We start from the raw sequence: 25462 nt of genomic DNA on the forward strand, positions 1-25462 counted from the left end.
GGCTGAACAAGCTGAGGGCGGGTTACTTAAACCAGCCCTTTTCCTTTGATCGGGTAATGGCTTCAATTCGATTTTTCACTTCTAATTTATCAAGGATCATCGAAACGTAATTGCGGACTGTGCCGCTTTTGATGCTGAGGGCGTTTGCGATTTCTTTCGTGTTTTTTCCGTCTGCCACAAGCTCGAGCACCTCTTTTTCCCGTTCGGTCAGCGGGTTTTCTTCACTATAGATGTCCTCCATTAATTCAGGTGCGTAGACGCGTCTTCCTTTCATGACGCTGCGGATGGCGCTGACGAGCTCATCGCTCGGGCTGTCCTTGAGCATGTACCCGCTGACGCCTGCTTTTAGCGCCCGCTGAAAATAGCCGGAGCGGGCAAAGGTCGTCAAAATGATGATTTTCACACCGCTGTCCTTGAGCTCTTCTGCCGCTTCAAGACCTGATTTCCCGGGCATTTCGATATCCATCAGACAGATGTCGGGCGCATGTTTTTCCACGAAATCGATGGCATCCTGGCCGCTTGTGCCTTGGCCGACAACCGTCATATCCTCTTCTAAATTCAACAATGAACCGAGTGCGCCGAGCAGCATTTGCTGATCCTCGGCAATGAAGATGTTGATCATCTGCTACCATCCTTTTCTTTTGATTTTGAATCATTCGGGATTCTCATGGTCAGCTTTGTTCCGGCGGCTGTATCGATGGCTAAACTGCCGTTTGCGAATTCAAGACGTTCCCTCATTCCAAGCAGGCCGTGCCCCTTTGAAAAAAAGCGGTCTTCTTTGCATTGAAAGCTGCCGTCATCTTCCACCGTAATGACAACCTCTTTCCAAAGCTGCTGAATGGTGATGCGGCATACTTTGGCGCCGCTGTGTTTCACGACATTGGTGACGGCTTCTTTAATGCACATGCTGACGATGTTTTCGTTCAGCAAAGAGATATGTTTTGGCGCTTCTTTTTCTTCATACACAAATTCAATTCCTGCCGCTTCAAGAATTTGCCGAACATTGCCGAGCTCATCCTTCAATCGGATGCCTTTCATCGATGAGACGATCTTTCTGACCTCATTTAAGGAGGTGCGGGCCGTCTGCTGTACGCTTTTCAGCTCAGTGCGGGCCTGTTCGGGGTCCTTGTAAATCAGCTTTCGGGCGAGGTCGCTTTTCAGTCCGATTAAGGAGAGCTTTTGTCCAAGTGTATCGTGAAGGTCCCGGGCGATTCGCTGCCTTTCTTCCAGCTTCACAAGATCGGCGATTCGCTCATTTGCATATTCTAATTTCTCTTCAAGGCGCTCCCGTGCCTTTCTGCTTCGAATGCTGAGCGGGAGCAGGATGGCACTGATCAGTGTAATGACGATAAACGGAATTTGTGTCAAAAACCACTCTTTTTTCAGAACAAGGCTGAAGTTGACGGCAACCGCCGCACTGATAATATGAATGTAATATAAGATGTAAAATGGAACTTTGTCTCGGATATGGCCGATGAAGTAGGCGATAAAGAAGGCGAAATAAATATAACTGAACAGCATGGCTGAGCCGGTCGAAATGCCGATCAGAAGAAGCGCCCATAAGTAAAGCGGCCAGCCTTTTGCAACAAATGCAAAGCGGTATGCACCAAAGAAAACAAGTGTGAAAATGATCCCGGCCACGATGACAAAGGTAGAAGAGCTTTTAAAAATAAAATAAAAAGGCAAGATGAAAAAAATCGTCCATATATAAGGAGAAATCCCATTCAGTTTTTGAAATTTAAAATACTTCTTCATCTTTGTTCCACCTTCTGCTGCTTGTGTCTACCATCACTTTATCAAAACACCGCCTTCATTGCATCCTCACGCATGAAGAGAAGGCTCTTTCTGATAAGAGAAAGAGCCGCGCGTTATATCAGGCATTTTTCTTTAAAGGTTCTTTCGGCACCGGTTGGGGCGCCGGTTTTTTCCGCGCCTCCCGAAAGGTGACAAATTGCTTTTCGTCCTCATCCCACAAACGGAATTTCATGGATTCAAGACTTGTTTTAAGCGTAATGGTCGGTACGTTTTTTAAAGGCTCGTGCCCCTCATGAGCGGCTTCCAGCTTGTAGTTCGGCACTTTCGGGCTTAAGTGGTGGACATGATGGTAGCCGATATTGCCCGTCAGCCATTGCAAAAGCTTCGGAAGCTTGTAAAAGGAGCTTCCTTCTACCGCGGCCTGCACATAATCCCAATGCTCATCTGCTTCAAAATAAGAATCCTCAAACGTGTGCTGAACATAAAAGAGCCAGACGCCGATTGACCCCGAAATAAGGAAAATCGGACCCTGAACAAGCAAAAAGTTTTCCCAGCCGAAAAGCAGGCACGTCGCAGCAGCCAATAAGACAATCGCCGCGTTCGTGAAATAGGTGTTCCAGCGCTCCTTGCGGCGGGCGCCTTTTACATTGAAACGGTTTTTAATCAGAAATACGTAAATCGGTCCGAGAATAAACATAATAAACGGATTGCGATAAAGTCTGTAGCGTACTTTTGTCCAGGCTGAGGCTTCGTTGTATTCCTTGACGGTCATCATCCAAATATCGCCGGTTCCCCGTTTATCTAAGTTACTGCTTGTCGCATGATGAATGGAGTGGCTGCGTTGCCATTGAAGGAACGGAAACAGTGTCAGCACACCTGAAATAAACCCGAACAGCCGGTTCAGCTTCTTTTGTTTGAAAAAGGATTGATGGCAGCAGTCGTGGAAAATAATAAAGATTCTTGTCAAAAATCCCGCTGCTATAACAGTAAAGGCGAGGGTCAGAAGATAGGAGACATTGAGGCTGAAGTAAGCAAGAAACCAAAGGGCAAAAAACGGCACAAACGTGTTGAAAAGCTGATTGACACTATGCTTTGTATCGGCACCGGAAAATGCAGCAACCTGCTTTTTTAAAGATGCTTGTTTTTGAGTTGCGGTGTGATTGGTCATGAATGTCATATCCCCTTTTTTTTATTATGATTCCAAGTATACCGAGGCGCCAGACGCTTTTGTAGTAGCAGCCATCATGCCCCGAATATGACATTTGTCATGTTTGGCGGCAGAATGCTGATCAGGCGGCATATGGAAGGTATCTTTTTTAAGGGATAAAGCCAGACACTTCATATCGGCACTTCTCAAAGAAAACAGCAAAAAAGAACCCGGCCTGTTTTCGGCCGAGTTCTTTTTCATCATCCTCACAGCAAAATCACCCGATACTTCTTTACATCCAAAAACTGCAGAAACTCCCGGGCCAGCATGTCCGGCGCGTGGTCTTTTCCTTCATGAAGACGATATTGAATCAAACCGACGAGCATGGACGCGACATAGTATGCATAGAGCTTTTTGCCCGCCTGAATGTGCAGAGGCTGATGAAGATAAAACGATTGCAGCGCCCTGAACATTTCCGGGATGACGTCAGGCACTCCGGAACCCTCTCTCAAAAAATGGACGAGCGGCAGGCCGTCCGACAGTGCCGAAAAGAGACGGACGAGCGCGGCTTCCGCTTCTTCCATGGAGCAATCGGCTGGCTCTCCTTTTACCGTCAATAATCCGATCAGATCCCGGCATGATTGATGGATGATCGTTTTCAGCAATGCTTCTTTGTTGGCGTAATGGTCATAAAAAGTGGCACGGCGGAGGTTGCTTTGACGGGCAATATCGGAAATCGTGATCGCCGCGTACTCTTTTTTTTCCGCCATTAAGCCGATCATGGCTTCTTGCAAGGCCTGCCTCGTTCGGGTCACCCGGCGGTCGGCGGGCTTTTTTTCTTCTTGTTCCGGCACCCGGCGGCCGAACAGCCAGTAAAACCGTTTTTGAGAAATCAAATCCCACACCTGTCCGCTGATCGCTTCCGGGGATGCCCCGGGCTCCTCATTCAGCCAGTACAACACAATGGCATATGTGTATAACGCGCGGTAATGAATGTACATATCCTGTTCAGTCGGTGAGAAATCCGCATTGACCGGTGACAGCAGCACATCATGCCGGAACACATCTTTTAAAAAAGCATGAAAGTGAAAATACGGCATTTTATGACGGTCCATCATCGTTTGAAAAAACTCCCGATGCCGGTCAACAAAAGACAGGGTCGGATGCACTTTTTGCCATCCGCCATGTAAATGAAGCACATCTTTATTCTTCAGCGAATCATAAAGCGCTTCGCTCAGTCCGTCTTTCATTTCTTCCTCTATATCCTCTAAAATCGCATATTTATCCTCGTAATAAAGGTACAGTGTCCCCCGGCTCACATGCGCCCGTTCGGCGATGTCCTTCATGGTCACACGGCGGATATCCCGCTCTCCAAGCATGGCCAAAAGCGCTTGTTTGATGTCAGTTGTCACAGAATCCGGCATAAGAGACACTCCTTTCATTAGACAGATCACCGCAATTTGTACGGTAACGTATAGATGCGTTTACGCTGTCTTTGCCGCAAAAACACATCACATTATAATAGGCCCTGAAGAAACAAAAAAGCAACCAGAGGAGGAAGACCGATGGATCAGCATATAAAAGCAGACATCAAACGCGTCTTTGAGCTTCAGAAAAAAAATCAAAAAACGCTGCGTGCTTCAACAGCCGGGCAGCGCAGAGAAAAGCTTCAGCGCTTTTTAGATGCCGTCACCGCACATGAAGAAGAAATCATCGAGGCGATCAGACGGGACGTCCGCAAGCCTTATCATGAGGTGAAAAGAGCGGAAACGCAGGGAACGATCAAGGCGATTAAAGATAATATGAACAATCTCGACACCTGGATGGCGCCGAAACGCGTCGGCTCATCCGTCAGCCCCGACGCTGACGGCGTATTAATGTATGAGCCAAAAGGCGTCACCTTAATTCTCGGCCCATGGAATTATCCGTTTATGCTGACGATGGCTCCGCTTGCGGCTGCCATTGCGGCCGGCAACAGCGCGATTGTGAAGCTGTCTGATTTTACGATGGAGACGAGCCATATCGCCGCGACAGTTATTCGCGAGGCATTTCACGAAGAAGAAGTCGCCATTTTTGAAGGTGAGGTCGATGTCGCGACAGAACTGCTCGACCAGCCGTTTGACCACATTTTCTTCACCGGAAGCACGAATGTCGGTAAAATCGTCATGACGGCAGCCGCGAAGCACTTGTCGTCCGTCACGCTTGAGCTTGGCGGAAAAAGCCCGACGATCATCGACAGCGGCTATGATTTGATGGACGCGGCGAAAAAAATCGCTGTCGGAAAATTTGTCAATGCGGGGCAAACATGTATCGCACCTGACTATCTCCTTATGAAGAAAGAAGTGCAGAGCACCTTTACAGATCTCCTGCAAACCATTGTCAATGCAGGTTTTATGGAGGATGATCATACGGTTGACCGCAATAAATTCACGCAGATTGTCAACGACCGCAACTTTAACCGTGTCAAAGCTCTGTATGATGATGCCATTGAAAAAGGGGCGAAAACGGCGTTCGGCGGCGTATTCGATGCGCATGACCGCACGATTTCTCCGACCGTGCTGACAAACGTCACGCCTGATATGAAGATCATGCAGGAAGAAATCTTCGCACCGATTCTGCCGATTATGAATTACGAAGATATCAGTGAAGCCGTTGATTACATCACTGAACGGGACAAGCCGCTTGCCTTGTATGTATTCAGCCATAATCAGGAGCTGATCGATTATGTTCTGCAGCATACGACGTCCGGCAATGCTTCTGTCAATGATGTCGTCGTTCATTTCACTGACGTCAACCTTCCGTTCGGCGGTGTCAATACGAGCGGGATCGGTTCATATCACGGTGTGTACGGCTTTAAAGAATTCTCTCATGAAAAAGGCGTATTTATTCAAGCCTCTAAATAAAAAAAGAATCCGCGCAGATGACGCGGATTCTTTTTTTATATTAATTTGCCCCGAATGCGAGCAGTTTCGTATAAGTGCCGACATAGAGCGTGCCGTCTTCAGCCAGAACCGGGGAGGAAATGACATTGCTGTCTGTTTGATAGCGCCATTTTTCATTACCGTCAGCGTCAACCGCATAGACATTTTTATCGTCAGAACCGAAGTACACATTGCCGTCCGCATCAATCAGCGGCGCCGTTCTCACAGGCCCGTCCGTATAGAAAGACCAGTTCATATTGCCGGTTTTGCTGATGGAAAACAGCTCCCCGCTTCCGGAACCGATATACACATTGCCGTTATGGTCGATCGCTAATGAAGAGCTGGAGAAACCGTTTAATGGGAACGTCCACTTTACAGCACCCGTTGATGTATAGGCGTATAAGTTGCCGTCCTGGTTTCCGGCGTAAACGGTGCCGTCTCTATCAATAACCGGATAGCCTTTAAACCCGTTGGACGTCGTTTTTGACCATTTCACTTGGCCCGTTCCGGAATTGATCGCGTAAAAGATATTATTGTACGTTGCCGTATACAGCGTGCCGTTTGATGCTAACACGGGAGCGGAGCCGACCACGCCGTTTGTTTTAAACTTCCACTTTTGCGTCCATGTCGAAGGCGACGTCGGTTTAATCGCATAGATATAGTTATCCAGCGTCGACACATACAGCGTGCCGTCAGAGCCGATAGCCGCATCGGAACTAGGCGCTCCGCTCAGCGGAACCGATGTTAAAATGTTTCCGGTTTCTTTGTCGATGAAATATAGTTTTTTATCGTGAGAAGGAAGATAAATGACACCGTTTGTTCCGAGCACCGGAGTCAGCGTATAGGTCGTCCCGAGGTTTTCCGTCACCCATTTCACAGTACCGTCCGGATGATACGCCGTCAGCTTCCCGTCTTTTGATTGAATAAATACGGTGCCGTCTCCGTCAACCGCGGCTCCCGCACCGTTTTGAGGATTGGCCGGAACATTCTTTTCCCATTTTAATGCGCCATCGGCAGTGCTTGCAAACCGGCTTTCTCTTGACCAGTTGAACATCGTCGGAGACATCGCCTGCGCGTCATACCGTCCCGCCAAGAAACCGGATGCCGCATGATTTTGTTTAAATACCGTTTCCGCGGCTTGAGCAGCCGCCGGATGCAGCCATTTTGCCCCCGGCAGATCAGTAACCGCTCCCACAGATAAAGCCGCAGCAACCGCAGCGCCGGCCGCCAATGTTTTCACTCGCAATGAAGCTGTCTTTTTTTTCAATGTCAGTTCCTCCCGTTTCTATTAAAAGCTGCTATACCACTTTGATCATACCATAATTAACCTATGAAATATTTGTATTTTCGGTAGATTTATAGAACAAATGTCACATAGCCTGCTGATGCTTCGGGGATGATCGAAACGCGGCAATATACCACACCACATTGACGATAAAAGCCGCGCCTGACCAAACGAAAAGGCCGTAATAAAGAGACAGCTCCTGCCCTAAGGAAATTGCGGTCAATAACGTCACCAACAAGACAGCCGCGCAAATGATAAGCCCGATTCCGCAAAAAACGGCCATGATGATTTTCATGACACGAATACCGAGAATATACAAAATGAGCGGGACCGCATATATCACAAGGATCTGGCCGACGGCGGCCCACATGCCCGCGGAATTAAAACGATTCGCGTTCGGCCCCGTTTCCGCAAGCGGAGAAAGCGAGACGAGGACCGGCAATAAACAAAACAGCAGAGCGGAAAGCAAGGTCACCGCAACCGCACCTTTTTTCTTTTGATTCATGTGAATATCCTCCTGACAATAACCCGGCTTTTTTACCGGTAATCTGATAATATGTTATATTTTAGCACGATTTTTACTTAATTTGAGAATGTTTTGTTAAAAACGAATTTACAAATCCAGAAAAATAGATATAATAAACGTTATGGAACCAATATTGATTCATAAAGCGCTATCTAACAAAACACGAAGTGATATTATGACGTGGCTTAAACACCCGGAGGACCATTTTGATGAAAGACCTTATCTTGATCAGGGACTCAGTTTCCGCACCGGAATTTGCGTCGGTGATATTCAGGCAAAGTCGGGGCTTGCGCAGTCCGTCATCTCCAGCTACCTGCTGACCATGCAAAAAGCCGGCCTGCTGGAATCCGAACGAATCGGAAAATGGACCTATTACAGAAGGAATGAAAAACAAATTAAAGCCTTTGCTGACTATGTTCAGCACCAGCTATAACCATGAAAGGAGGGCTTTTTTTGTTCTAACATATCTATTTTTCTGTATATGTAGTTATAAAAGGAGGCATACATAACAATGAAACAAAGCAGTTCCATCTTCATTCTGTTTTTGGCATTAGGGGTTTTCGGAATTATCACGACCGAAATGGGCATTATCGGCGTTCTTCCGCAAGTGGCGGACAGATTTCATATTTCTGCTTCAAAAGCGGGGTGGCTTGTCAGTATTTTCGCGTTCATCGTTGCTGTGTCGGGACCGTTTTTGACCTTGCTTGCTTCAGGTATAAACCGGAAATACATTCTGCTTTTGGCGGTGCTGATGTTTGCCGTTTCAAATGCGGTCTACGCGTATACGGCGCATTTCAGTGTCATGCTGGCGTTTCGGATCATTCCGGCTTTATGCCACCCGGTGTTCTTTTCTGTATCGCTTGCGGCCGCGGCCCGGCTTGTCCCCGCCGGCCAATCCGGAAAAGCCGTAACGAAAGTCTTTTCAGGCATCACCGCCGGCTTTGCGTTCGGCGTGCCTTTCACGTCTTATCTGGCGGATCGTCTCTCCCTTGAAGCCGCCTTCTTATTCGGCGCTATCATCAGTATCATCGCGTTCACGGGCATTCTTCTCTTTTTGCCATCCATGCCGGTCACAGAAAACATGTCTTTCAGAAGCCAGCTCGGCATCCTTCGCAAACCGGCTTTGTGGCTCAATATCGCTGCCGTCACCTGTCTCTTTGCGGCCATGTTTTCTGTCTACAGCTATTTTGCGGAGTACCTCGGACGGGTGTCCCATATGAATGGTACATGGGTCAGCTTCATGCTGATGGGCTTCGGAGTGATTATGATAGCCGGGAATTTCGTCTTCGGCGCTTTGTTATATAAAAATATGAAGAAGACCGTCATCCTGTTTCCGCTTCTTTATACAGCCGCCTACTTGCTCATATACGGGTTTGGGACGTCTTTCGCGCCGATGGCCGTCCTCGTCTTTATATGGGGCGCCGTTCATTCCGGCGGTCTCATTGTCAGCCAGACATGGCTTACTGCGGAAGCAAAGGAGGCGCCCGAATTCGGCAACAGCCTGTTTGTCTCCTTTTCCAACCTCGGCATCACCATCGGAACGGCGGCGGGCGGCTGGTTTATTTCACATTTGGGAGTACATCAGCTGATGTGGTGCGGCATCATATTTGCCCTTCTGGCTTTCGGGCTGATCATGGGACGCTTGGCATGGGGAAAGAGGCTGCTCGCAGAAGCTTAAGCTCCGTTGCAAAATCCGGAATGATTACGTATAATATTCCAGATTAAAGCAAGGGAGAGAAAAAGATACATGGAAAGACCGGCAGGATTTTGGATTCGGTTTCTGGCTTACGTCATTGATCAAATCATCATAGGAATTCCGATTTTTATCATTCAATTTATGGTCTCTTTTTTATTTGCGGCAGGCGTTGCGGCGGCTGACCCCTTCATGACCGAAAATCAGTTTAACATCTCTTTTCTGGTGTTCGGCGTCATCCCGATTCTTGTGAGCTCTTTTGTGATCAGTATCTTATATTTCAGCCTGCTCACGGCCTCAAAGATGCAGGGGACCCTGGGAAAAGCATTGCTCGGCCTTAAGGTCGTCAATGAAGATGGCGGACGGATTTCCATCGGCCAGGCCTTCGGACGCGCTTTCGCATATATCATATCTAAGCTCATTCTTTATATCGGATTCATCATGGGCGCCTTCGGAGAGAAAAAAACGCTGCACGACATCATGTGCAGCACCCGTGTTGTCTATAAATAATGTCTCCAAGTCCGGGCCTTTTGAGCCCGGGCTTTTTTATGACGGCTGTGCCCGCCTGATGTCAATGCCGCCCTTTCCGTCAGCCTCAATGCGGATCGTCCCGTTCACAATGACAGACAGCGGATGGAACTCCGCATGCTGATCAGAAAAAATCCAGCGGCGGCCGCTCGGCCCTAAAAGCAAAAACGCCCCATCATTGTAATCACCCATAAAATGAAACCCGTTTTCCCTAAGAGGCGCATGCTTTCTCACCGGAATGCCGAAACGCTGCAGCTCCCTCCCGGTTGATACGACCTCGGCAGCCGTCAGATTCACCTCGCCGATATTCAGAACGGACTCAATCGAAAAACGTTCCGCGCTTGGCGGCGATGTTTCTCTCGCGATGAATTCCGCCAGATTGTTGGACGGATCTTTGAAATAAATGGAACGCGCCTGGATATGAGAGAAATACACCTCATCCTCCCCATCTTCCGTTTGAAAAACGACTTTATCCTTTATCCACGCCTTCGCCTCATCAAAACGATTATTCGGAATGTTAAACGCGAAATGATACGTCGGATGAGAGTGAGAATCGGCGCGCCTGAATTCCAACTCACTTTCTCCCGCCTTGATAGTAAACGAATCACCGGACTCATCAATTAAAGAAAAACCTAACACCCGTTCATAGAAGTGTTTCGTCTCCTCCAACGCACAACTGTACAAAGTAATGTTATTTATTTGCATGATCATACCCCCTTTGGTTTATACTGCCATATAGAAGGGTTGATTCCTACTGTTTCGATTCACCAATTGAGAATCTCCCGCCCGCCCGGTGCTAAACAGGACAAACAGCGCCAAACCGCTTATACCAGGCGTTTTTAAACGTCTAAAGCAAAAAAAGCAGAAAATAATACCCCATATAGCTTGACAAAAAATAAATGTTATTTAATAATCTATATATAATTAGAATTATTATTGAAAGATAAAGTGAATGCTTTGTCTTTTTAATATATTTCAAATCACATTTCAGGAGGAAGATATTATGTCTTTAATCGGAAAAGAAGTACTGCCATTCGAAGCAAAAGCTTTCAAAAACGGTGAATTCATCGATGTAACAAACGAAGATTTGAAAGGTCAATGGAGCGTTTTCTGCTTCTACCCAGCGGATTTCTCTTTCGTTTGCCCGACTGAACTTGAAGATCTTCAAGGACAATACGCTGCACTGAAAGAATTAGGTGTTGAAGTATACTCTGTTTCCACAGATACTCACTTCGTACACAAAGGCTGGCATGACAGCTCTGAAAAAATCGGTAAAATCACTTACGCAATGATCGGGGACCCATCTCAAACGATCTCCCGCAACTTCGACGTTCTTGACGAAGAAACTGGTCTTGCTGACCGCGGAACATTCATTATCGATCCTGATGGCGTCATCCAAACAGTTGAAATCAATGCAGGCGGTATCGGCCGTGACGCAAGCAACCTAGTAAACAAAGTAAAAGCGGCTCAATACGTTCGTCAAAACCCAGGTGAAGTCTGCCCGGCTAAATGGGAAGAAGGCGGCGAAACACTTACACCTAGCCTTGATTTGGTAGGTAAAATCTAAGGAGTGCATTCCATTGGTACTTGATGCAAATATCAAAGCACAATTAAATCAATACATGCAGCTAATTGAGAACGACATTGTTCTCAAAGTAAGCGCCGGTGACGATGACACTTCTAAGGACATGCTGGCTCTCGTTGACGAGCTGGCTTCCATGTCATCTAAAATTTCAGTTGAAAAAACTGAATTAAACAGAACACCGAGCTTCAGCGTTAATCGTACCGGAGAAGACACAGGCGTTACATTCGCCGGTGTTCCTCTCGGCCACGAATTTACATCATTAGTGCTGGCATTGCTTCAAGTCAGCGGCAGAGCGCCTAAGGCTGATCAAAAGGTCATTGACCAGATTAAGAACATCAGCGGAGAATACCGCTTCGAGTCTTATATCAGCCTGACGTGCCACAACTGCCCTGATGTCGTCCAAGCATTAAACATGATGAGCGTGCTCAACCCGAATATCACTCATACAATGATTGACGGCGCGGCATTCAAAGAAGAAGTAGAAAGCAAAAACATCATGGCTGTTCCGACTGTTTTCTTAAACGGTGAATCTTTCGGAAGCGGCCGTATGACCATCGAAGAGATTCTCGCAAAAATGGGCAGCGGCGCAGATGCGTCTGAGTTTGCCGACAAAGAGCCGTTTGACGTTCTTGTTGTCGGCGGCGGACCTGCCGGCGCAAGCGCGGCGATCTACACGGCGCGTAAAGGCATCCGCACCGGTGTCGTCGCTGAACGCTTCGGCGGCCAGGTACTCGACACCATGAGCATCGAAAACTTCATCAGCGTCAAAGCGACTGAAGGACCGAAGCTCGCCGCAAGCCTTGAAGAGCACGTGAAAGATTATGATATTGACGTCATGAACCTTCAGCGCGCGAAACGTCTTGAGAAAAAAGATCTGTTCGAACTTGAACTTGAAAACGGCGCTGTACTGAAAAGTAAAACAGTGATCCTTTCAACAGGTGCCCGCTGGCGCAATGTCAACGTACCTGGTGAGCAAGAGTTCAAAAACAAAGGTGTCGCTTACTGCCCGCACTGTGACGGACCATTGTTTGAAGGTAAAGACGTAGCGGTTATCGGCGGCGGAAACTCCGGAATCGAAGCGGCGATTGACCTTGCAGGTATCGTCAATCACGTGACTGTGCTGGAGTTCGCGCCTGAACTGAAAGCAGACGAAGTCCTGCAAAAACGTCTTTACAGCCTGCCAAACGTCACTGTGCACAAAAATGCACAAACGAAAGAAATCACAGGCGACCAAAACGTAAACGGCATTACGTTCGTTGACCGTGAAACAGGCGAAGAAAAACACGTTGAACTTCAAGGTGTATTCGTCCAAATCGGTCTCGTGCCTAATACAGAATGGTTAGACGAAACTGTCGAACGCAACCGCATCGGCGAAATCATCGTCGATAAGAGCGGCGCGACAAGCGTTCCCGGCCTATTTGCCGCAGGGGACTGCACAGACGGCCCGTACAACCAAATCATTATCTCCATGGGATCAGGTGCAACTGCCGCTTTAGGCGCATTTGATTATTTGATCCGGAATTAATGTAAAAAGCGCTATCCTGCTTACACGGCAGGATAGCGCTTTTTTTATATTAAAACGGCATACTGCATGGCAGTACACCGTCTGAAGCAATTCAATCTGTCTTTCTCCCTCTCGCCCGATAGATGAGAAATAATCCAATAAACCACAGCGGCGTCAGCAGCAAAGCCGGGCGCGTCGCATCCGCAAACAGCATAATCACCAGAATGACGGCAAACAGCGCCAGCACGGCGTAATTGATAAACGGCGCAAACGGCGCCTTGAAAGACGAGCTTGCATGTAAGTCCGGACGGGTTTTCCTGTATCTGATATGACAGACCAGAATCACGCCCCACACCCAAATGAAACAAATCGCGCTGATGGTTGTCACGATGCCAAAAGCCGCTTCCGGTATCAATTTGCTTAAAAGAGCGCCAGCTGACAGCACAATAACCGATATCCATAATGCGCGGCTCGGCACATGATTTTTATTCAGCTTCGCAAAACTTGCAGGCGCTTGTTTCGTTTTGCTTAAGTTATACAAAATCCGGCTTGTTGAAAACATCCCGCTGTTACAAGCAGAAGCGGCAGAGGTTAATACGACAAAATTAATGATTCCCGCGGCTAACGGGATGCCGACCAGACTGAAGGTCTTTACAAAAGGACTTTCCGCCGCATTCAGCTGCATCCACGGGTTAATACATAAAAGAATGAGCAATGCCCCGACGTAGAAAAATAAAATCCGTAAAGGAATTTTATTGATAGCGGACGGAATATTTTTTTTCGGATTTGACGTTTCCGCCGCCGACACACCCACTAATTCCACACCGACATAGGCGAAGATCACCATCTGGAACGAAAGCAAAAAGCCTGAAAATCCGTTCGGAAACAAGCCGCCGTGCTCCCACAGATTCGCCGCTGAAACCGTTCCGGTATGCGTTTTGAACCCAATCACCAGCAGAACTACACCGATGACAATTAACGCGAGAATCGTGACTACCTTAATCAAGGCGAACCAAAACTCCAATTCTCCAAAAATCTTAACCGTTAACAGATTAAGCCCTAATAAAATGAGCAAACAGATAAGTGCCGGAATCCACTGCGGAATATCAAACCAATATTTCACATACACACCGACGGCGATCACATCCGCCATAGCCGTCATAATCCAGCAAAACCAGTAGGTCCAGCCGGTGACAAACGCTGCACGCGGCCCTAAGTACGCCTCGGCAATATCCGTTAATGATTGGTAGCCCGCTTTAGATAACAGCAGTTCTCCCAGCGCCCGCATGACGAAAAAAAGCGCAATACCTACAATAAAATACGCAAAGATGATAGAAGGACCCGCCAGCTGAATCGCCTTACCGGACCCTAAAAACAATCCGGTGCCGATCGTGCCGCCAATGGCGATCAGCTGCACGTGCCGATTCGATAAGTCCCTCTTTAGCTCTCGCTGCTCCACATCTGACTCCTCCTTACCTCTCTAGTGAACGACGAGCAAAAAAAGCCAATAAAAAAAGAGATTGGATGCCCTCCAATCTCATGGTCATAAGAATATCAAATTATATCTGCGCCGCTGACAATCAACAGCATGACAAATACATATTCGGTACTCTTCTGTCCTTTTGCCTGAGATTGTGAACCCTTCGGCGCCGCGGAAAACCCGCGGTCTCTCCAGAAGCCGCTCCTGCTGTAGTGCGACCCACAGCAATCATAGCCTGCTACGTATTGAGTTTCTGATAGAAATACCTATCAGCTAACTTTTTATTTTAATGGAAGTTGAATTCATTGTCAATAGGGGGATGAGCTCACGGCGTTATCCCGGTCCAATTTTCGATGCCTGAAGCGCCGTATTTTCCGTTTTCATTGTCTCAAAAAGGCGTTATGCGGTACTATCATATAAGGTCTAATGATGTAAACTTTATGTCATACTTTAAATTCACCTTACCATACAATGGCTCGTAAATAAAAAGGGGATGGACGAGATTGGAAACCAAATATTTAGATCTGCTCGCACAAAAATACGATTGTGAAGAAAAAGTGGTCACGGAAATCATTAATCTGAAAGCGATACTGAACCTGCCGAAAGGAACCGAGCATTTCGTCAGTGATCTGCACGGGGAGTATCAGGCATTCCAGCACGTGCTGCGAAACGGTTCAGGAAGAGTAAAAGAGAAGATCCGCGATATTTTCAGCGGCGTCATTTACGATAGAGAAATTGATGAACTGGCGGCTTTGGTCTATTACCCTGAGGACAAACTGAAGCTGATCAAACATGACTTTGATACGAAAGAGGCATTAAATGAGTGGTATAAAGAAACGATTCATCGGATGATTAAGCTCGTTTCTTATTGTTCTTCCAAGTACACCCGCTCCAAATTGCGCAAAGCACTGCCCGCCCAATTTGCTTATATTTCTGAAGAGCTGCTGTACAAAACAGAACAAGCCGCCAACAAAGAACAATACTATTCCGAAATCATAGAACAGATCATTGCGCTCGGTCAGGCCGATAAGCTGATCACCGGCCTTGCCTACAGCACGCAGCGATTGGTGGTCGACCATCTGCATGTTGTCGGCGATATTTACGACCGCGGACCGCAGCCGGATAAAATCATGGAAGAACTGATCAACTATCATTCAGTGGATATTCAATGGGGGAATCATGATGTTCTCTGGATAGGCGCTTATTCCGGCTCAAAAGTATGTCTGGCAAACATTATCCGCATCTGTGCCCGCTATGACAATCTGGATATTATTGAAGACGTTTACGGCATCAATCTGAGACCGCTATTGAACCTTGCCGAAAAATATTACGATGATAACCCGTCTTTCCGCCCGAAAGCGGACGAAAACAGACCGGAAGATGAGATTAAACAAATCACAAAAATTCATCAGGCGATCGCGATGATCCAATTCAAGCTTGAGAGCCCGATTATTAAGAGACGGCCGAACTTTAATATGGAGGAACGGCTGTTACTGGAAAAGATCGATTATGACCGCAATGAAATCACACTGAACGGAAAAACATATCAACTGGAAAACACCTGCTTTGCGACGGTGAATCCTAAACAGCCTGATGAGCTGTTAGAAGAAGAAGCAGAAGTCATGGACAAGCTGCTGTTCTCTGTTCAGAACTCCGAAAAGCTGGGCCGCCATATGAATTTTATGATGAAAAAAGGCAGCCTTTATCTAAAATATAACGGCAACCTGCTGATTCACGGCTGTATTCCCGTCGATGAAAACGGCAGCATGGAAACGATGATGATAGAGGATAAAGCTTATGCAGGCCGTGAGCTGCTAGATGTTTTTGAACGGTTCTTACGGGAAGCGTTTGCCCATCCGGAAGAAACCGATGATCTGGCGACAGATATGACGTGGTACTTATGGACAGGCGAATACTCCTCCCTCTTCGGAAAACGCGCCATGACAACCTTTGAGCGGTATTTCATTAAAGAGAAGGAAACGCATAAAGAAAAGAAAAACCCGTATTACTATTTGCGTGAAGACGAAGCAACCTGCCGGAACATCCTGAAGGAATTCGGCCTCAACCCGGATCACGGCCATATCATCAACGGCCATACACCGGTAAAAGAAATCGAAGGCGAAGATCCGATCAAGGCAAACGGAAAAATGATCGTCATCGACGGCGGCTTCTCCAAAGCCTACCAATCCACAACAGGCATCGCCGGCTACACGCTTTTATACAACTCCTACGGCATGCAGCTCGTCGCCCATAAACACTTTAACTCCAAGGCCGAAGTGCTGAACACCGGAACCGACGTCTTAACAGTGAAACGATTAGTCGACAAAGAGCTGGAGCGGAAGAAAGTGAAAGAAACAAACGTCGGTGAAGAACTGATGAAAGAAGTGGCGATTTTGGAGAAACTGCGGGAGTATCGGTATATGAAGTGAAGAATATGGAGTTCAGGGATGATTCTCTGGGCTCTTTTTTTTACGGTTACGAACTAAGAAGTCCCTTTCCCTGTATGTAAAACGGATTTAACCGCTTCTTCAATCTCCCTATAACCGGTACATCTGCAAATATTGGACTCCAGCCAATTTTTTATCGTGTCATCACTTGCATTCGGCTCAGTATTCACTAAAGCATGACAATTCATGAGAAAACCCGGTGTGCAATAACCGCATTGAAACGCAAATTTTTCAATAAAAGCCTTTTGAATCGGTGTATTGATCAGTCCTTCAATTGTCGTAATGTCCTTTCCTTCCCCTTCTGCCGCAAGCATTAAGCAAGATTTCATCGGCACCCCGTCCGTTAATACCGTACAGGCGCCGCAATCCCCATTTAAGCAGCCCGGCTTTGCACCAGTTAATCCGAGACGAAGACGAAGAGCAAATAACAAAGTATCAGCCGGTCTGACCGTAATCTGTCTTTCGTCGCCATTTACTTTCAACGTAATAGGATCAGACATTTGGACCTCCTTCTAATTCCCGTAAGGCATCTAAAATTGTATTTTGCAAGACAAATATTCGGTATTCACTTGAGCCTTCTGCGTCATCAAGAACGGGTTTGGGTACATACTGTAAAGACCTGCGTACTCTTTCTTCTGCTGATCGGCTTTTATCGTTAAGCACAGCCTCCATTTCAGCAGAACGAAACGGAAATGGACATACGCCGCTGAAGGCCATTCTGATCTCATCATCTTTTTTCAGCGCACAGACTGTCACCAATGGATACCCGACATTCCACTGCTGTCTTCTTTTGATACTGACAAATGGCAGGTCAACATACGCTCGATCGACAACGACATGAAATAAAAAATCTCCTTTTCGCAATTGTATTTCCCTGTTAAATACTTTATTTATAGGATGGTAATGAATCCCCGCTCTCCCTGCAATCCCTAGCAAACTATCAGAAATCAGCAACGGCAGCACGGCCTCACGGTAATAGATGCCCCCGCAAATGTTTCCGCCCAGGCTGATCTTATTTCGAGTCGTCCGATCCGCAATTTCACTTACCGTTTTACTTAATAGCGGAAATGGATTTTCTTCCTCCAGTTTCGTTAATGATACGCCTGCTCCGATCACCAGATCATGTTCATAAAAGCGGATGGTTTGAAATCCCGGAAGCGCGTTCATATCTATCACCGCATCCGTATAGATGATATTCAGCCTTCCTAACGTGATAATTTCCGTGCCGCCGGAATAATACATTGGTGTTTTCTTTTCGGCCGCAAGAGAGTGAAATAGATTGATTGTTTCTTGAATGGTCTTCGGTTTAAAATAATCAAAATCAAACGGTATCATCTTTCCACCCCTCTTGCGTTCTCCATAATTGTTCGGGAATGAGAGGAAGTTGATTCAATTGGACACCTAAAGCGGCGGAAAGGCAATTTCCTAATGCTGCCGGCATCCCCAACAGTCCGTGTTCCCCGCCGCCGCGCGCTCCATAAGGCGCAATCACATGCGGGGTTTCAACAAATTCAATGATATATTCAGGCTGCTCTCCATAGTGAAGGGGGCGGTATGTTCTAAGCTGAGGATTTAATACTCTTCCATATGGATCAAATACAAAGGTTTCTCTTCCTCCAAATGCGATTCCCATACTCATCCCCCCCATCACTTGACCCCTTGCAGCTTTTTCATTCAGTACAGTTCCTATATCCACAACAGAATAGGCTTTTGTAATTCGGTACGTATAATCCCGTTTATCCAACTCAACTTCAATTCCCTGAGCACCTACAGCCCATTCGGGTCCCGGCTTTCCTCTTCCCGTTTCCCGGTCTAAATTCGTCATCCGGGTTAATGTGTAATTGCCGCTCGCAATGATTTGGCCGCCAATGGTATTTCCATTTGGAAACGTATATCCGTAAGCAATGTCTTTTATTTCAACATGTACAGAAGGATGATCTATAAAATAAACCTTTCCGTCGGCCACTTCCAATTCCTCGACAGGAACCCGCAACACACATGATGCCACGTCCTTAAGCTTTCGAATGGCTTCCTCCGCTGCATTCAGTACGGCATTTCCGGCCATTAACGTCCCTCTGCTCCCCACGGTTTTCCAATGCTCGGGTGTTGTTTGTGTATCTATAAGCATTTTTACGTGAATTTTGCTTATATCCATTTTCATTCGTTCCGCCAGGATTTGGGCTAGCACTGTTTTTGTCCCTGTTCCAATTTCCACTACGCCTGACATCAAGTTAATGCTTCCATCGGGATTAAAGGTTAAAAGAACCCCGGACGTTGCATTTGTATCAAATGTTGAGGTTTTCCAAATACAGCTGATTCCCTTCGCCCGTATCTTCCGGCCGTCGATTTCAATTCGCTGTCCCTCGTCCCAATTCATTAATTCCTTTAATCTTTCAATGCACTTCGGCACATTTCCGACCGTGCTTGAATTGAGAAGAACTTGAGTCGGTGTGGTGTCACCGGGGCGAATGGCATTTTTATAGCGGAGTTCTAATGGGTCCATGTTCAGCTTTTCCGCCAATACATCCATCGTCCGCTCAAAGGCAAATAACACTTCAGCATGGCTGTAGCCCCTGAATGCACTTGGATATGGATGATTCGTATACATACAATATGAATCACACCGTATATGATCTATGGCGTACGGACCCGTACAATCAACCACCGCAGCCCGGCTGATGTCCACTCCTTTATCAGAATACGCTCCGCCATCAAATAAAAACTGAATGTCTGCCGCCTTTAAGATTCCATCCTTTGTAGCCCCTAATTTGACAATAGCATCCAACCCTATATGAACGGGAGATGTGATCAGATCCTCTTCTCTCGTATTAAATAATTTGACGGGCCGGCCTCCGACTGCTTTTGATGCCAAATAGGCAATCACCTCTAACTGAACGGCTGCTTTTCCCCCGTACGCTCCTCCTACTAAAGGCGTTTTGACGATAACCTTTCCGGGTTCGATTCCAAAGTACCACTGCATTAATTTTTTAATGGCAAAAGGAGCTTGAGAGGATGTGGTAATGATAATCTCCTCATCCGCCCGAATTTCAGCAATCGAGCATCTTGTCTCCATCGCAGCGTGATCAGAAGGGTTAAAGGAAATCTGGAATTCTGCTGTCACATCACTTTCCCTAAACCCGTCTTCAATATTTCCTTTTCTAACCTTATCCAGGTTTGCGATATTTGTCTTCGGAACCGGGAATACACCTTTTGTCTTCTCATAGCGGTCCGCATGTTCATGGACGAGTGGCGCATCCTTTTGAAAGGCCTCACGGGGGGAATTGACGACGGGAAGAGGTTTATAGGATACTTTGATGGCATCCGCTGCCTTTTTAGCTGTAATCGGATTTTCCGCAACAACAACAGCAACCGGCTCACCATGGTATCTGACCCTTTTATAAGCAATCGGCGATCTGTCTTTAATTTCCTCACCTGCAAGCGGAAAAGGTTCATCACCCAATATCGCTCTCACGCCGGGAATCTTCCAAGCTTCTGAAAAGTCCATAGACACAATATCGGCATGCGCATATGGACTGATCAGCATTTTTGCGTGTAATGTGCCTGTTTCTTGAAAATCATCCGTATATTTCGCTTTACCCGTCACTTTTTCAAGGGCCTCTTTTCGAATGACACTCTTCCCGATATACTCCAACTCATTCACTCCTCGAATTTATTCAGCAGCAGCGTATAATCTTCAGCTGTATCGACGTCATAAAAAAGCAAAGGGTCTTGAAAGCTGATCATTTTTCCCGTATTGATCATACTTTCACGGATGACATGCCGGGCGCCCTGATCTCCCTTTAACTGATGCAATACCGGAAAACATTGATTTGAGAATAAAATGGGGGGCATAGGAAGATGATGATTTTCAGCGGCGATAAATGAATAACGGCGCTCCTTTTGATAGGAATCAATTAACGTATTGATGATATCTGCGGTGACAAACGGCTGATCTGCAAGGAGAATGATAACGGCGTCAGCCTCATACTCTGCCGCTTTTTTTACACCGCATTGTATAGAATGGCTTTGGCCCTTACCCGCTTGCTCACATTCTGCCTGGCTCCACTTATTTGATATGGGATCTAAAAAGAAAAAATCCGAAAGCCAATGCAGTGAATCTCCCTTTCTCGTAATAACAAAAATATGATCTAATTCAGATAACAAGGCATTTTTAAGAGCCATACCTCCAAGGGAAACTCCATTGAGAAATAAACTGCGCTTATCCGTCCCCATGCGTCTGCTTGTACCGGCTGCCAGGTAAATGGCTGCTGTTTTCATAAGCGAGACCTTTGTTTTCGCATTTTTTGAATCATCTCGCCGACAATACTTACAGCAATTTCCTCAGGGCCTTGTGCCCCGATGGGAAGGCCGATAGGGGAATGAATATCCTCCGGAATCTCAGCTCCGCCTAACAGCCGCTCGGTGCGCCTTCTGGGGCCTAATACGCCTTTATAAAACACATTCTCGTTTTTTAATGTATGTAAAATGATCTGATCTTTTTGAAAGCTGTGTGTCATAATGACAACAAAATCCCTTTTTGTCATGCTCAGACCTTCCATGACTTCTTCCGGTGCTCCTGTAATCAAACGGCCGGCTTCAGGAAAATGGCCGTGATGACATAAAGCGGGGCGCCAGTCAATCACCGTCACATGAAAGCCCGCACGAGCCGCCAACGAAACTAACGGCTTCGCATCTTCCCCTGCTCCGAAGACATATAAACAAGGTTTTGGCACCATCTGATGGATAAAAAATAAATCAGAGGTATGTTCATCCCTTTTGATTCCCTTTTCTGTCTGTCTCAGTTTTTGAATACAGCCTTGTTCCATAACATCCCCGGTTCCAAACACGCTGCCGTCTTCAGCTATATACAGATCTTCCTTCGGCTCTAACGTTTCAGTGAATCGTTTCACTCGGGTCACAGACTTTTTTTCATCTAAGCATGACTTGACTGTCATCAGATGTCGTTCCAATTCCCCTTTTACAGGCTCAAGCAAAACCGTCAAAACACCATTACAGCCAATGCCCTGTCCCCAGGATAAATCGTCTTCCGCGCTCATATCAAAGCGGACAATCAACGGCTCTCCTGCAGTCCAGACCTGTTCCGACCGTTCAACGAGATCTTCTTCCAGACAACCGGCGGATAACATTCCGACTCTTGTTTTGTCCCCTAACATTAACATGGAGGCCCCTTCTTTCTTATAAGCGGACCCCTCTGTTTTAATGATGGTAGCCAGTACCTTAGGTTTTGCAGAATTCGCGATGACATCCAAAATCCGGTGTATATCATCCATTTGATTTCCCCCGTTTTTACCTGATCATATCTGCATCTGTATAACCATATTCTTTTTTTCCGGAAAACATTACAAACGCTTCAGCAATTTCTTCGTTTCTAAAAAAAAAGAGTCTTTATAGACCTTATGACCGGGCGGCGGGTGCGACAGCATGTCGGAACGGAGAGATTCCAATAACACGCTCTGTTCCTTCTGTTTCCAATTGTCTGTTTCACCATGCTGTATGCCTTTAAAACCCGCAAAGTATTCACTTAACACTTGTAAATCATTCCCCAGCTCCCTTTTGTCACTTGAAGATAAAGCTCCTTCTTTTTCCCATTCTTTTAACGTTTTCACTATATTTGATAGATACTCAAATCCGGCGTTCAACTTTTGCATCTCTATTTGATAGCTTGAAATGATGTTCTTATGTTTTTTTCTGACGGGGTTGAATTTTAAGCTGTCAGAGGCTGTTTGCAGCATCTCTTTTGCCGTATGCAGCTCCTGCAGAAGCTTGTTCATTTTATATTCCATAAGGTTCCCTTTTCCTTGTCCCCACTCTGATTGCACCCATTTGGAGAGGTCTGAAAGTGTGCCGGAAAGCTGACGAGCCAATGTTTGAAAAGAGTCCGCTGCCTTTTTTGTGTAGTCCGGCGGAAAAAGGAACATGTGAACCAGAATGGCGATGATGACGCCGATCACCGTATCGATTATTCGGTCGAATGCATAATCTTTAGAGTTCCGTTCAAACGTAAAGACCAACAAAATGGTGAGCGCTACCTGATGTAAAACCGTTACATCTATTCGTAACCACTTCGCAATGTAAGTACCGCCTAATAGGAACAGCCCCAGCATCCAGCCATTCATTGGCAAGTGACTGACAAGAAAGGACGTTAGCATGATCCCAATCGCAGTTCCCGCAATACGATGAAAAGAAAAGCGAATCGACTGATCTATCGTTGGCTGCAAACATAAGATAACAGACAGAGGCGCTAAATACGGGTGATCAGAGCCCGCCAGTTTTGCCGCTTCCCAAGCAACCGCAGAGGCAATCGCCATCTTCCAAACCAAAGATGTTTTGTTTTGGATTTTTTCACTTTTCATCATACGCCCCCTCCTTTCAGAAACCTTTTCCACTAGGTTTCCGTGACGGAAAGGGATTTATACTGTCGTATGGAAAATGCGGAAAGAAGCTGTTGTTTGCAATAAAGGTGCTTCTCTGAGCTCTTCTGTACGGTTTCTCCCCTCCTTGATAACTTCGCATCAGATATGAACCCTGCTCCCCTATGACTTTCGAAGGGAAACATACAAACCGTGTTAGTTAATGTGATGAAATTGGGTGAATTTTTTATCATTTTATATGGTAAGGGTTTAAGAAGCAGAATGCCTTTGTTAGTATGGCAACCAAAGGAGGAGGATCAATTATGCAAAGCAAAATGAAGCTAACCGCAGTGAAACTGGCAGCCTTGGTATTCCTAGTAGGTGCCTTTGTCCTCCCGGTTTTACCCCATGCTGCGGCAAGCGACTCCTTCTCTTATCATAAAAAATGCTACTCTCTCTAATTAACTTTACCGAAACTATATTGACATGTTTTGCTGATGTTGTTTTCATTTAACATCTCTCTTTTTGTAATAATAAAAACAGAACGTTCCAAAGACCCTTTGTTTTGGAACGTTCTGTTACTTAATCAAATATAAAATATGTATTTATTTTACTTAACGATAACGATACGGACCTACTACCTCCTATTTGCTGTTATATATTGGTTTGAGGCTTGGCATATTCATCTTATATACATTTGATTTACCCTACAACTATCAACAAAGATATTGATAAATTATCCATTGTCTTCTAGGAGCTTCAATTTTAAGATTTGTCCTTGTAGACGCTTTTTAATAACACGGATCGAAAAAATCCCATCTAACTTACCACTAACGAAAAGCTCTCATATTCCCGTTTGTGTGATGTTGTATGTATTAAATATGGAAAGATTCATTATTCACAGACATTTGATGGTGGTAACAACTTAAATATTTCAAAGAAAATAGAATAATACTTAAAAAAGGAATGATTAATTCAAATCATTCCTTTTTCTTTAAATAGATCGTATATAGCACTAGCTAATCTCTTACTGAACTCGGGTGGAACTGCATTCCCAATCATTTCATAATTTTGAACCATACTACCTATAAATTCAAAGTTGTCATCAAAGGTTTGTAGTCTAGCTGCTTCCCTAACGGTTATTGACCTAGACTGAATGGGGTCTGGGTGAATATGTCTAAGTCCATCTTTTTTCAAATGAGCTGGTATTGTATTACTAGGCTGATCCCATCTTAGCACGTAATATTTATGAATATTTGAAGTTTTACCTGTTTTCTCGGTATAAAGCTTTTTTAAATTTTCAGTCGAGAGATATTTATTATTTCCTTTATTAATATCTTCTGCCAATATCCTGAATATATCCATATCTCTTCTATTATGGTATCTTGGGTAATGCCCATTATAATTCGATTCAGGTGGGACATGTGAATATTTCCGACGTCCTAATTTATAGTCTTCTGGTGAAGGTACTAACTTAGGAAGCTTTCCTATTGCATCACGAACTGTATAAATTTTTTCAGATTTATATCTAGTTAGAATTTCGTTGTAAAAAAACTGAAGTGTTTTTTGATTTTCTGTCTTATTCCCACCAAAATACCTTCTATTTAAACCAATTAGTATTACCCTTTTCCTTTTTTGCGGAACACCAAATTGAGTTAAATCAAGTAAAGCTTGACCTTTAATATCGTCAATAATGTCAAAGCCATATTCATTGAATCCTCGCTTTATTTTATCAACTATATTTTCACCATCTGGAGCTGCCGACAACATACCTTCAACATTTTCAAAGACAATCAATTTAGGGTTGTAGACTTTAACAACTTTTAAGTAACTTTCGAAAAGATAGTTCCTATAATCATTTGTCATACCATATTTATCTTGTATCCTACCTGCAACTGAATATGCTTGACAAGGAGGGCCACCAACAATTAAATCTATTTTCCTATTATTTACTATAGAGTCTAGACCAACATGCGATCCATAAACCTCATCATCTTTCCATCCCTTTATTAATTCTTCTGTTCGTTGAATGTCAAAATGAAGAACTCTTTTTTCAGCATCCTCATAATTATATGTTTTTTTTAATCTATTTATTAGAGTATCACAGGCATATTTTTGCCATTCAACACTAGCAACTGTGTAGTAATGCTTCGTTTTTTCAAAGCCGTCTAAGAGTCCTCCACACCCAACAAATAACTCTAATGTATTTAGTTTAGTCAT

The 25462-nt window shown here is 45.4% G+C and carries 22 protein-coding genes and 1 riboswitch; of the genes, 7 read left to right on the plus strand and 15 right to left on the minus strand.

Going from position 1 to position 25462, the window contains the following annotated elements:
• Positions 1-22 precede the first annotated feature (22 nt).
• From MY7_RS17305 to MY7_RS17325, 4 genes are all read right to left on the minus strand, one after another.
• Positions 23-622, minus strand: coding sequence for a response regulator transcription factor (locus MY7_RS17305; RefSeq protein ID WP_007614886.1), 600 nt, complete (start codon positions 620-622; stop codon positions 23-25).
• The gene (locus MY7_RS17310) at positions 619-1755 is read right to left on the minus strand and encodes a sensor histidine kinase (RefSeq protein WP_007614888.1); all 1137 of its coding nucleotides are present in this window, start codon (positions 1753-1755) and stop codon (positions 619-621) included. The genes MY7_RS17305 and MY7_RS17310 overlap by 4 nt, the downstream gene beginning before the upstream one ends.
• Positions 1756-1873: 118 nt before the next feature.
• Positions 1874-2923 (minus strand): fatty acid desaturase, encoded by a 1050-nt coding sequence (locus MY7_RS17315; protein WP_029325771.1) that lies wholly within the window; start codon positions 2921-2923, stop codon positions 1874-1876.
• A gap of 245 nt (positions 2924-3168) precedes the next feature.
• Complete coding sequence (locus MY7_RS17325; protein WP_007614892.1) at positions 3169-4326, minus strand: TetR/AcrR family transcriptional regulator; 1158 nt, start codon at positions 4324-4326, stop codon at positions 3169-3171.
• 141 nt (positions 4327-4467) lie between these two features.
• Here MY7_RS17325 and MY7_RS17330 point away from each other — a divergent pair, with 141 nt between their 5' ends.
• Positions 4468-5805: an aldehyde dehydrogenase family protein gene (locus MY7_RS17330; RefSeq protein ID WP_007614893.1), complete on the plus strand. Its 1338-nt coding sequence runs from the start codon at positions 4468-4470 to the stop codon at positions 5803-5805.
• A gap of 40 nt (positions 5806-5845) precedes the next feature.
• Here MY7_RS17330 and MY7_RS17335 read toward each other — a convergent pair whose 3' ends face one another.
• Positions 5846-7090, minus strand: a complete 1245-nt coding sequence (locus tag MY7_RS17335) for an outer membrane protein assembly factor BamB family protein (RefSeq protein WP_007614894.1) — start codon at positions 7088-7090, stop codon at positions 5846-5848.
• Positions 7091-7193: 103 nt separating this feature from the next.
• The gene (locus MY7_RS17340) at positions 7194-7613 is read right to left on the minus strand and encodes a DUF5391 family protein (RefSeq protein ID WP_007614895.1); all 420 of its coding nucleotides are present in this window, start codon (positions 7611-7613) and stop codon (positions 7194-7196) included.
• A 142-nt stretch (positions 7614-7755) separates the two neighbouring features.
• Between MY7_RS17340 and MY7_RS17345 the strand changes: the two genes are divergently transcribed.
• The 3 genes from MY7_RS17345 to MY7_RS17355 all read left to right on the plus strand — a co-directional run bounded on the left by MY7_RS17345 (position 7756) and on the right by MY7_RS17355 (position 9837).
• Positions 7756-8067: an ArsR/SmtB family transcription factor gene (locus MY7_RS17345; RefSeq protein ID WP_007407855.1), complete on the plus strand. Its 312-nt coding sequence runs from the start codon at positions 7756-7758 to the stop codon at positions 8065-8067.
• A gap of 78 nt (positions 8068-8145) precedes the next feature.
• On the plus strand, positions 8146-9312 hold the full coding sequence (locus MY7_RS17350; protein ID WP_007614896.1) for an MFS transporter: 1167 nt from the start codon (positions 8146-8148) through the stop codon (positions 9310-9312).
• A 69-nt stretch (positions 9313-9381) separates the two neighbouring features.
• Positions 9382-9837, plus strand: coding sequence for an RDD family protein (locus MY7_RS17355; protein WP_004393190.1), 456 nt, complete (start codon positions 9382-9384; stop codon positions 9835-9837).
• Between the two features lie 36 nt (positions 9838-9873).
• Here MY7_RS17355 and MY7_RS17360 read toward each other — a convergent pair whose 3' ends face one another.
• Complete coding sequence (locus MY7_RS17360; RefSeq protein WP_029325773.1) at positions 9874-10560, minus strand: VOC family protein; 687 nt, start codon at positions 10558-10560, stop codon at positions 9874-9876.
• A gap of 298 nt (positions 10561-10858) precedes the next feature.
• Here MY7_RS17360 and ahpC point away from each other — a divergent pair, with 298 nt between their 5' ends.
• Both ahpC and ahpF read left to right on the plus strand, forming a co-directional pair.
• The gene (gene ahpC / locus MY7_RS17365; protein ID WP_004393188.1) at positions 10859-11422 is read left to right on the plus strand and encodes an alkyl hydroperoxide reductase subunit C; all 564 of its coding nucleotides are present in this window, start codon (positions 10859-10861) and stop codon (positions 11420-11422) included.
• A gap of 13 nt (positions 11423-11435) precedes the next feature.
• Complete coding sequence (gene ahpF / locus MY7_RS17370) at positions 11436-12965, plus strand: alkyl hydroperoxide reductase subunit F (RefSeq protein WP_007614902.1); 1530 nt, start codon at positions 11436-11438, stop codon at positions 12963-12965.
• A gap of 91 nt (positions 12966-13056) precedes the next feature.
• Here the strand turns inward: ahpF and MY7_RS17375 are convergent, their stop codons facing one another.
• Positions 13057-14403, minus strand: a complete 1347-nt coding sequence (locus MY7_RS17375) for an amino acid permease (protein WP_007614904.1) — start codon at positions 14401-14403, stop codon at positions 13057-13059.
• 145 nt (positions 14404-14548) lie between these two features.
• Positions 14549-14629: riboswitch (glycine riboswitch) on the minus strand.
• Positions 14630-14927: 298 nt separating this feature from the next.
• Here MY7_RS17375 and fbp point away from each other — a divergent pair.
• Complete coding sequence (gene fbp / locus MY7_RS17380; protein ID WP_007614905.1) at positions 14928-16853, plus strand: fructose-1,6-bisphosphatase; 1926 nt, start codon at positions 14928-14930, stop codon at positions 16851-16853.
• 53 nt (positions 16854-16906) lie between these two features.
• On the opposite strand, the gene MY7_RS17385 is transcribed toward fbp, so the two are convergent.
• The 7 genes from MY7_RS17385 to MY7_RS17415 all read right to left on the minus strand — a co-directional run bounded on the left by MY7_RS17385 (position 16907) and on the right by MY7_RS17415 (position 25462).
• Positions 16907-17371 carry a (2Fe-2S)-binding protein gene (locus tag MY7_RS17385; RefSeq protein ID WP_007614907.1) on the minus strand — a complete coding sequence of 155 codons (465 nt, stop codon included), beginning with the start codon at positions 17369-17371 and terminating at the stop codon, positions 16907-16909.
• Positions 17364-18206 carry an FAD binding domain-containing protein gene (locus MY7_RS17390; protein WP_007614908.1) on the minus strand — a complete coding sequence of 281 codons (843 nt, stop codon included), beginning with the start codon at positions 18204-18206 and terminating at the stop codon, positions 17364-17366. The genes MY7_RS17385 and MY7_RS17390 overlap by 8 nt, the downstream gene beginning before the upstream one ends.
• On the minus strand, positions 18193-20523 hold the full coding sequence (locus MY7_RS17395) for a xanthine dehydrogenase family protein molybdopterin-binding subunit (RefSeq protein ID WP_029325774.1): 2331 nt from the start codon (positions 20521-20523) through the stop codon (positions 18193-18195). The genes MY7_RS17390 and MY7_RS17395 overlap by 14 nt, the downstream gene beginning before the upstream one ends.
• A 5-nt stretch (positions 20524-20528) precedes the next feature.
• Positions 20529-21149, minus strand: coding sequence for an NTP transferase domain-containing protein (locus MY7_RS17400; protein ID WP_007614913.1), 621 nt, complete (start codon positions 21147-21149; stop codon positions 20529-20531).
• Positions 21146-22162, minus strand: a complete 1017-nt coding sequence (locus MY7_RS17405) for an XdhC family protein (RefSeq protein ID WP_007614915.1) — start codon at positions 22160-22162, stop codon at positions 21146-21148. The genes MY7_RS17400 and MY7_RS17405 overlap by 4 nt, the downstream gene beginning before the upstream one ends.
• Before the next feature lie 69 nt (positions 22163-22231).
• The gene (locus tag MY7_RS17410; protein WP_007614917.1) at positions 22232-23248 is read right to left on the minus strand and encodes an FUSC family protein; all 1017 of its coding nucleotides are present in this window, start codon (positions 23246-23248) and stop codon (positions 22232-22234) included.
• Positions 23249-24217: 969 nt separating this feature from the next.
• Entirely contained in the window at positions 24218-25462 is a 1245-nt protein-coding gene (locus tag MY7_RS17415; protein ID WP_007614926.1) for a DNA cytosine methyltransferase, read from the minus strand.

Source organism: Bacillus sp. 5B6 (assembly GCF_000259405.1).
In the GTDB taxonomy this organism is placed as follows: domain Bacteria; phylum Bacillota; class Bacilli; order Bacillales; family Bacillaceae; genus Bacillus; species Bacillus velezensis.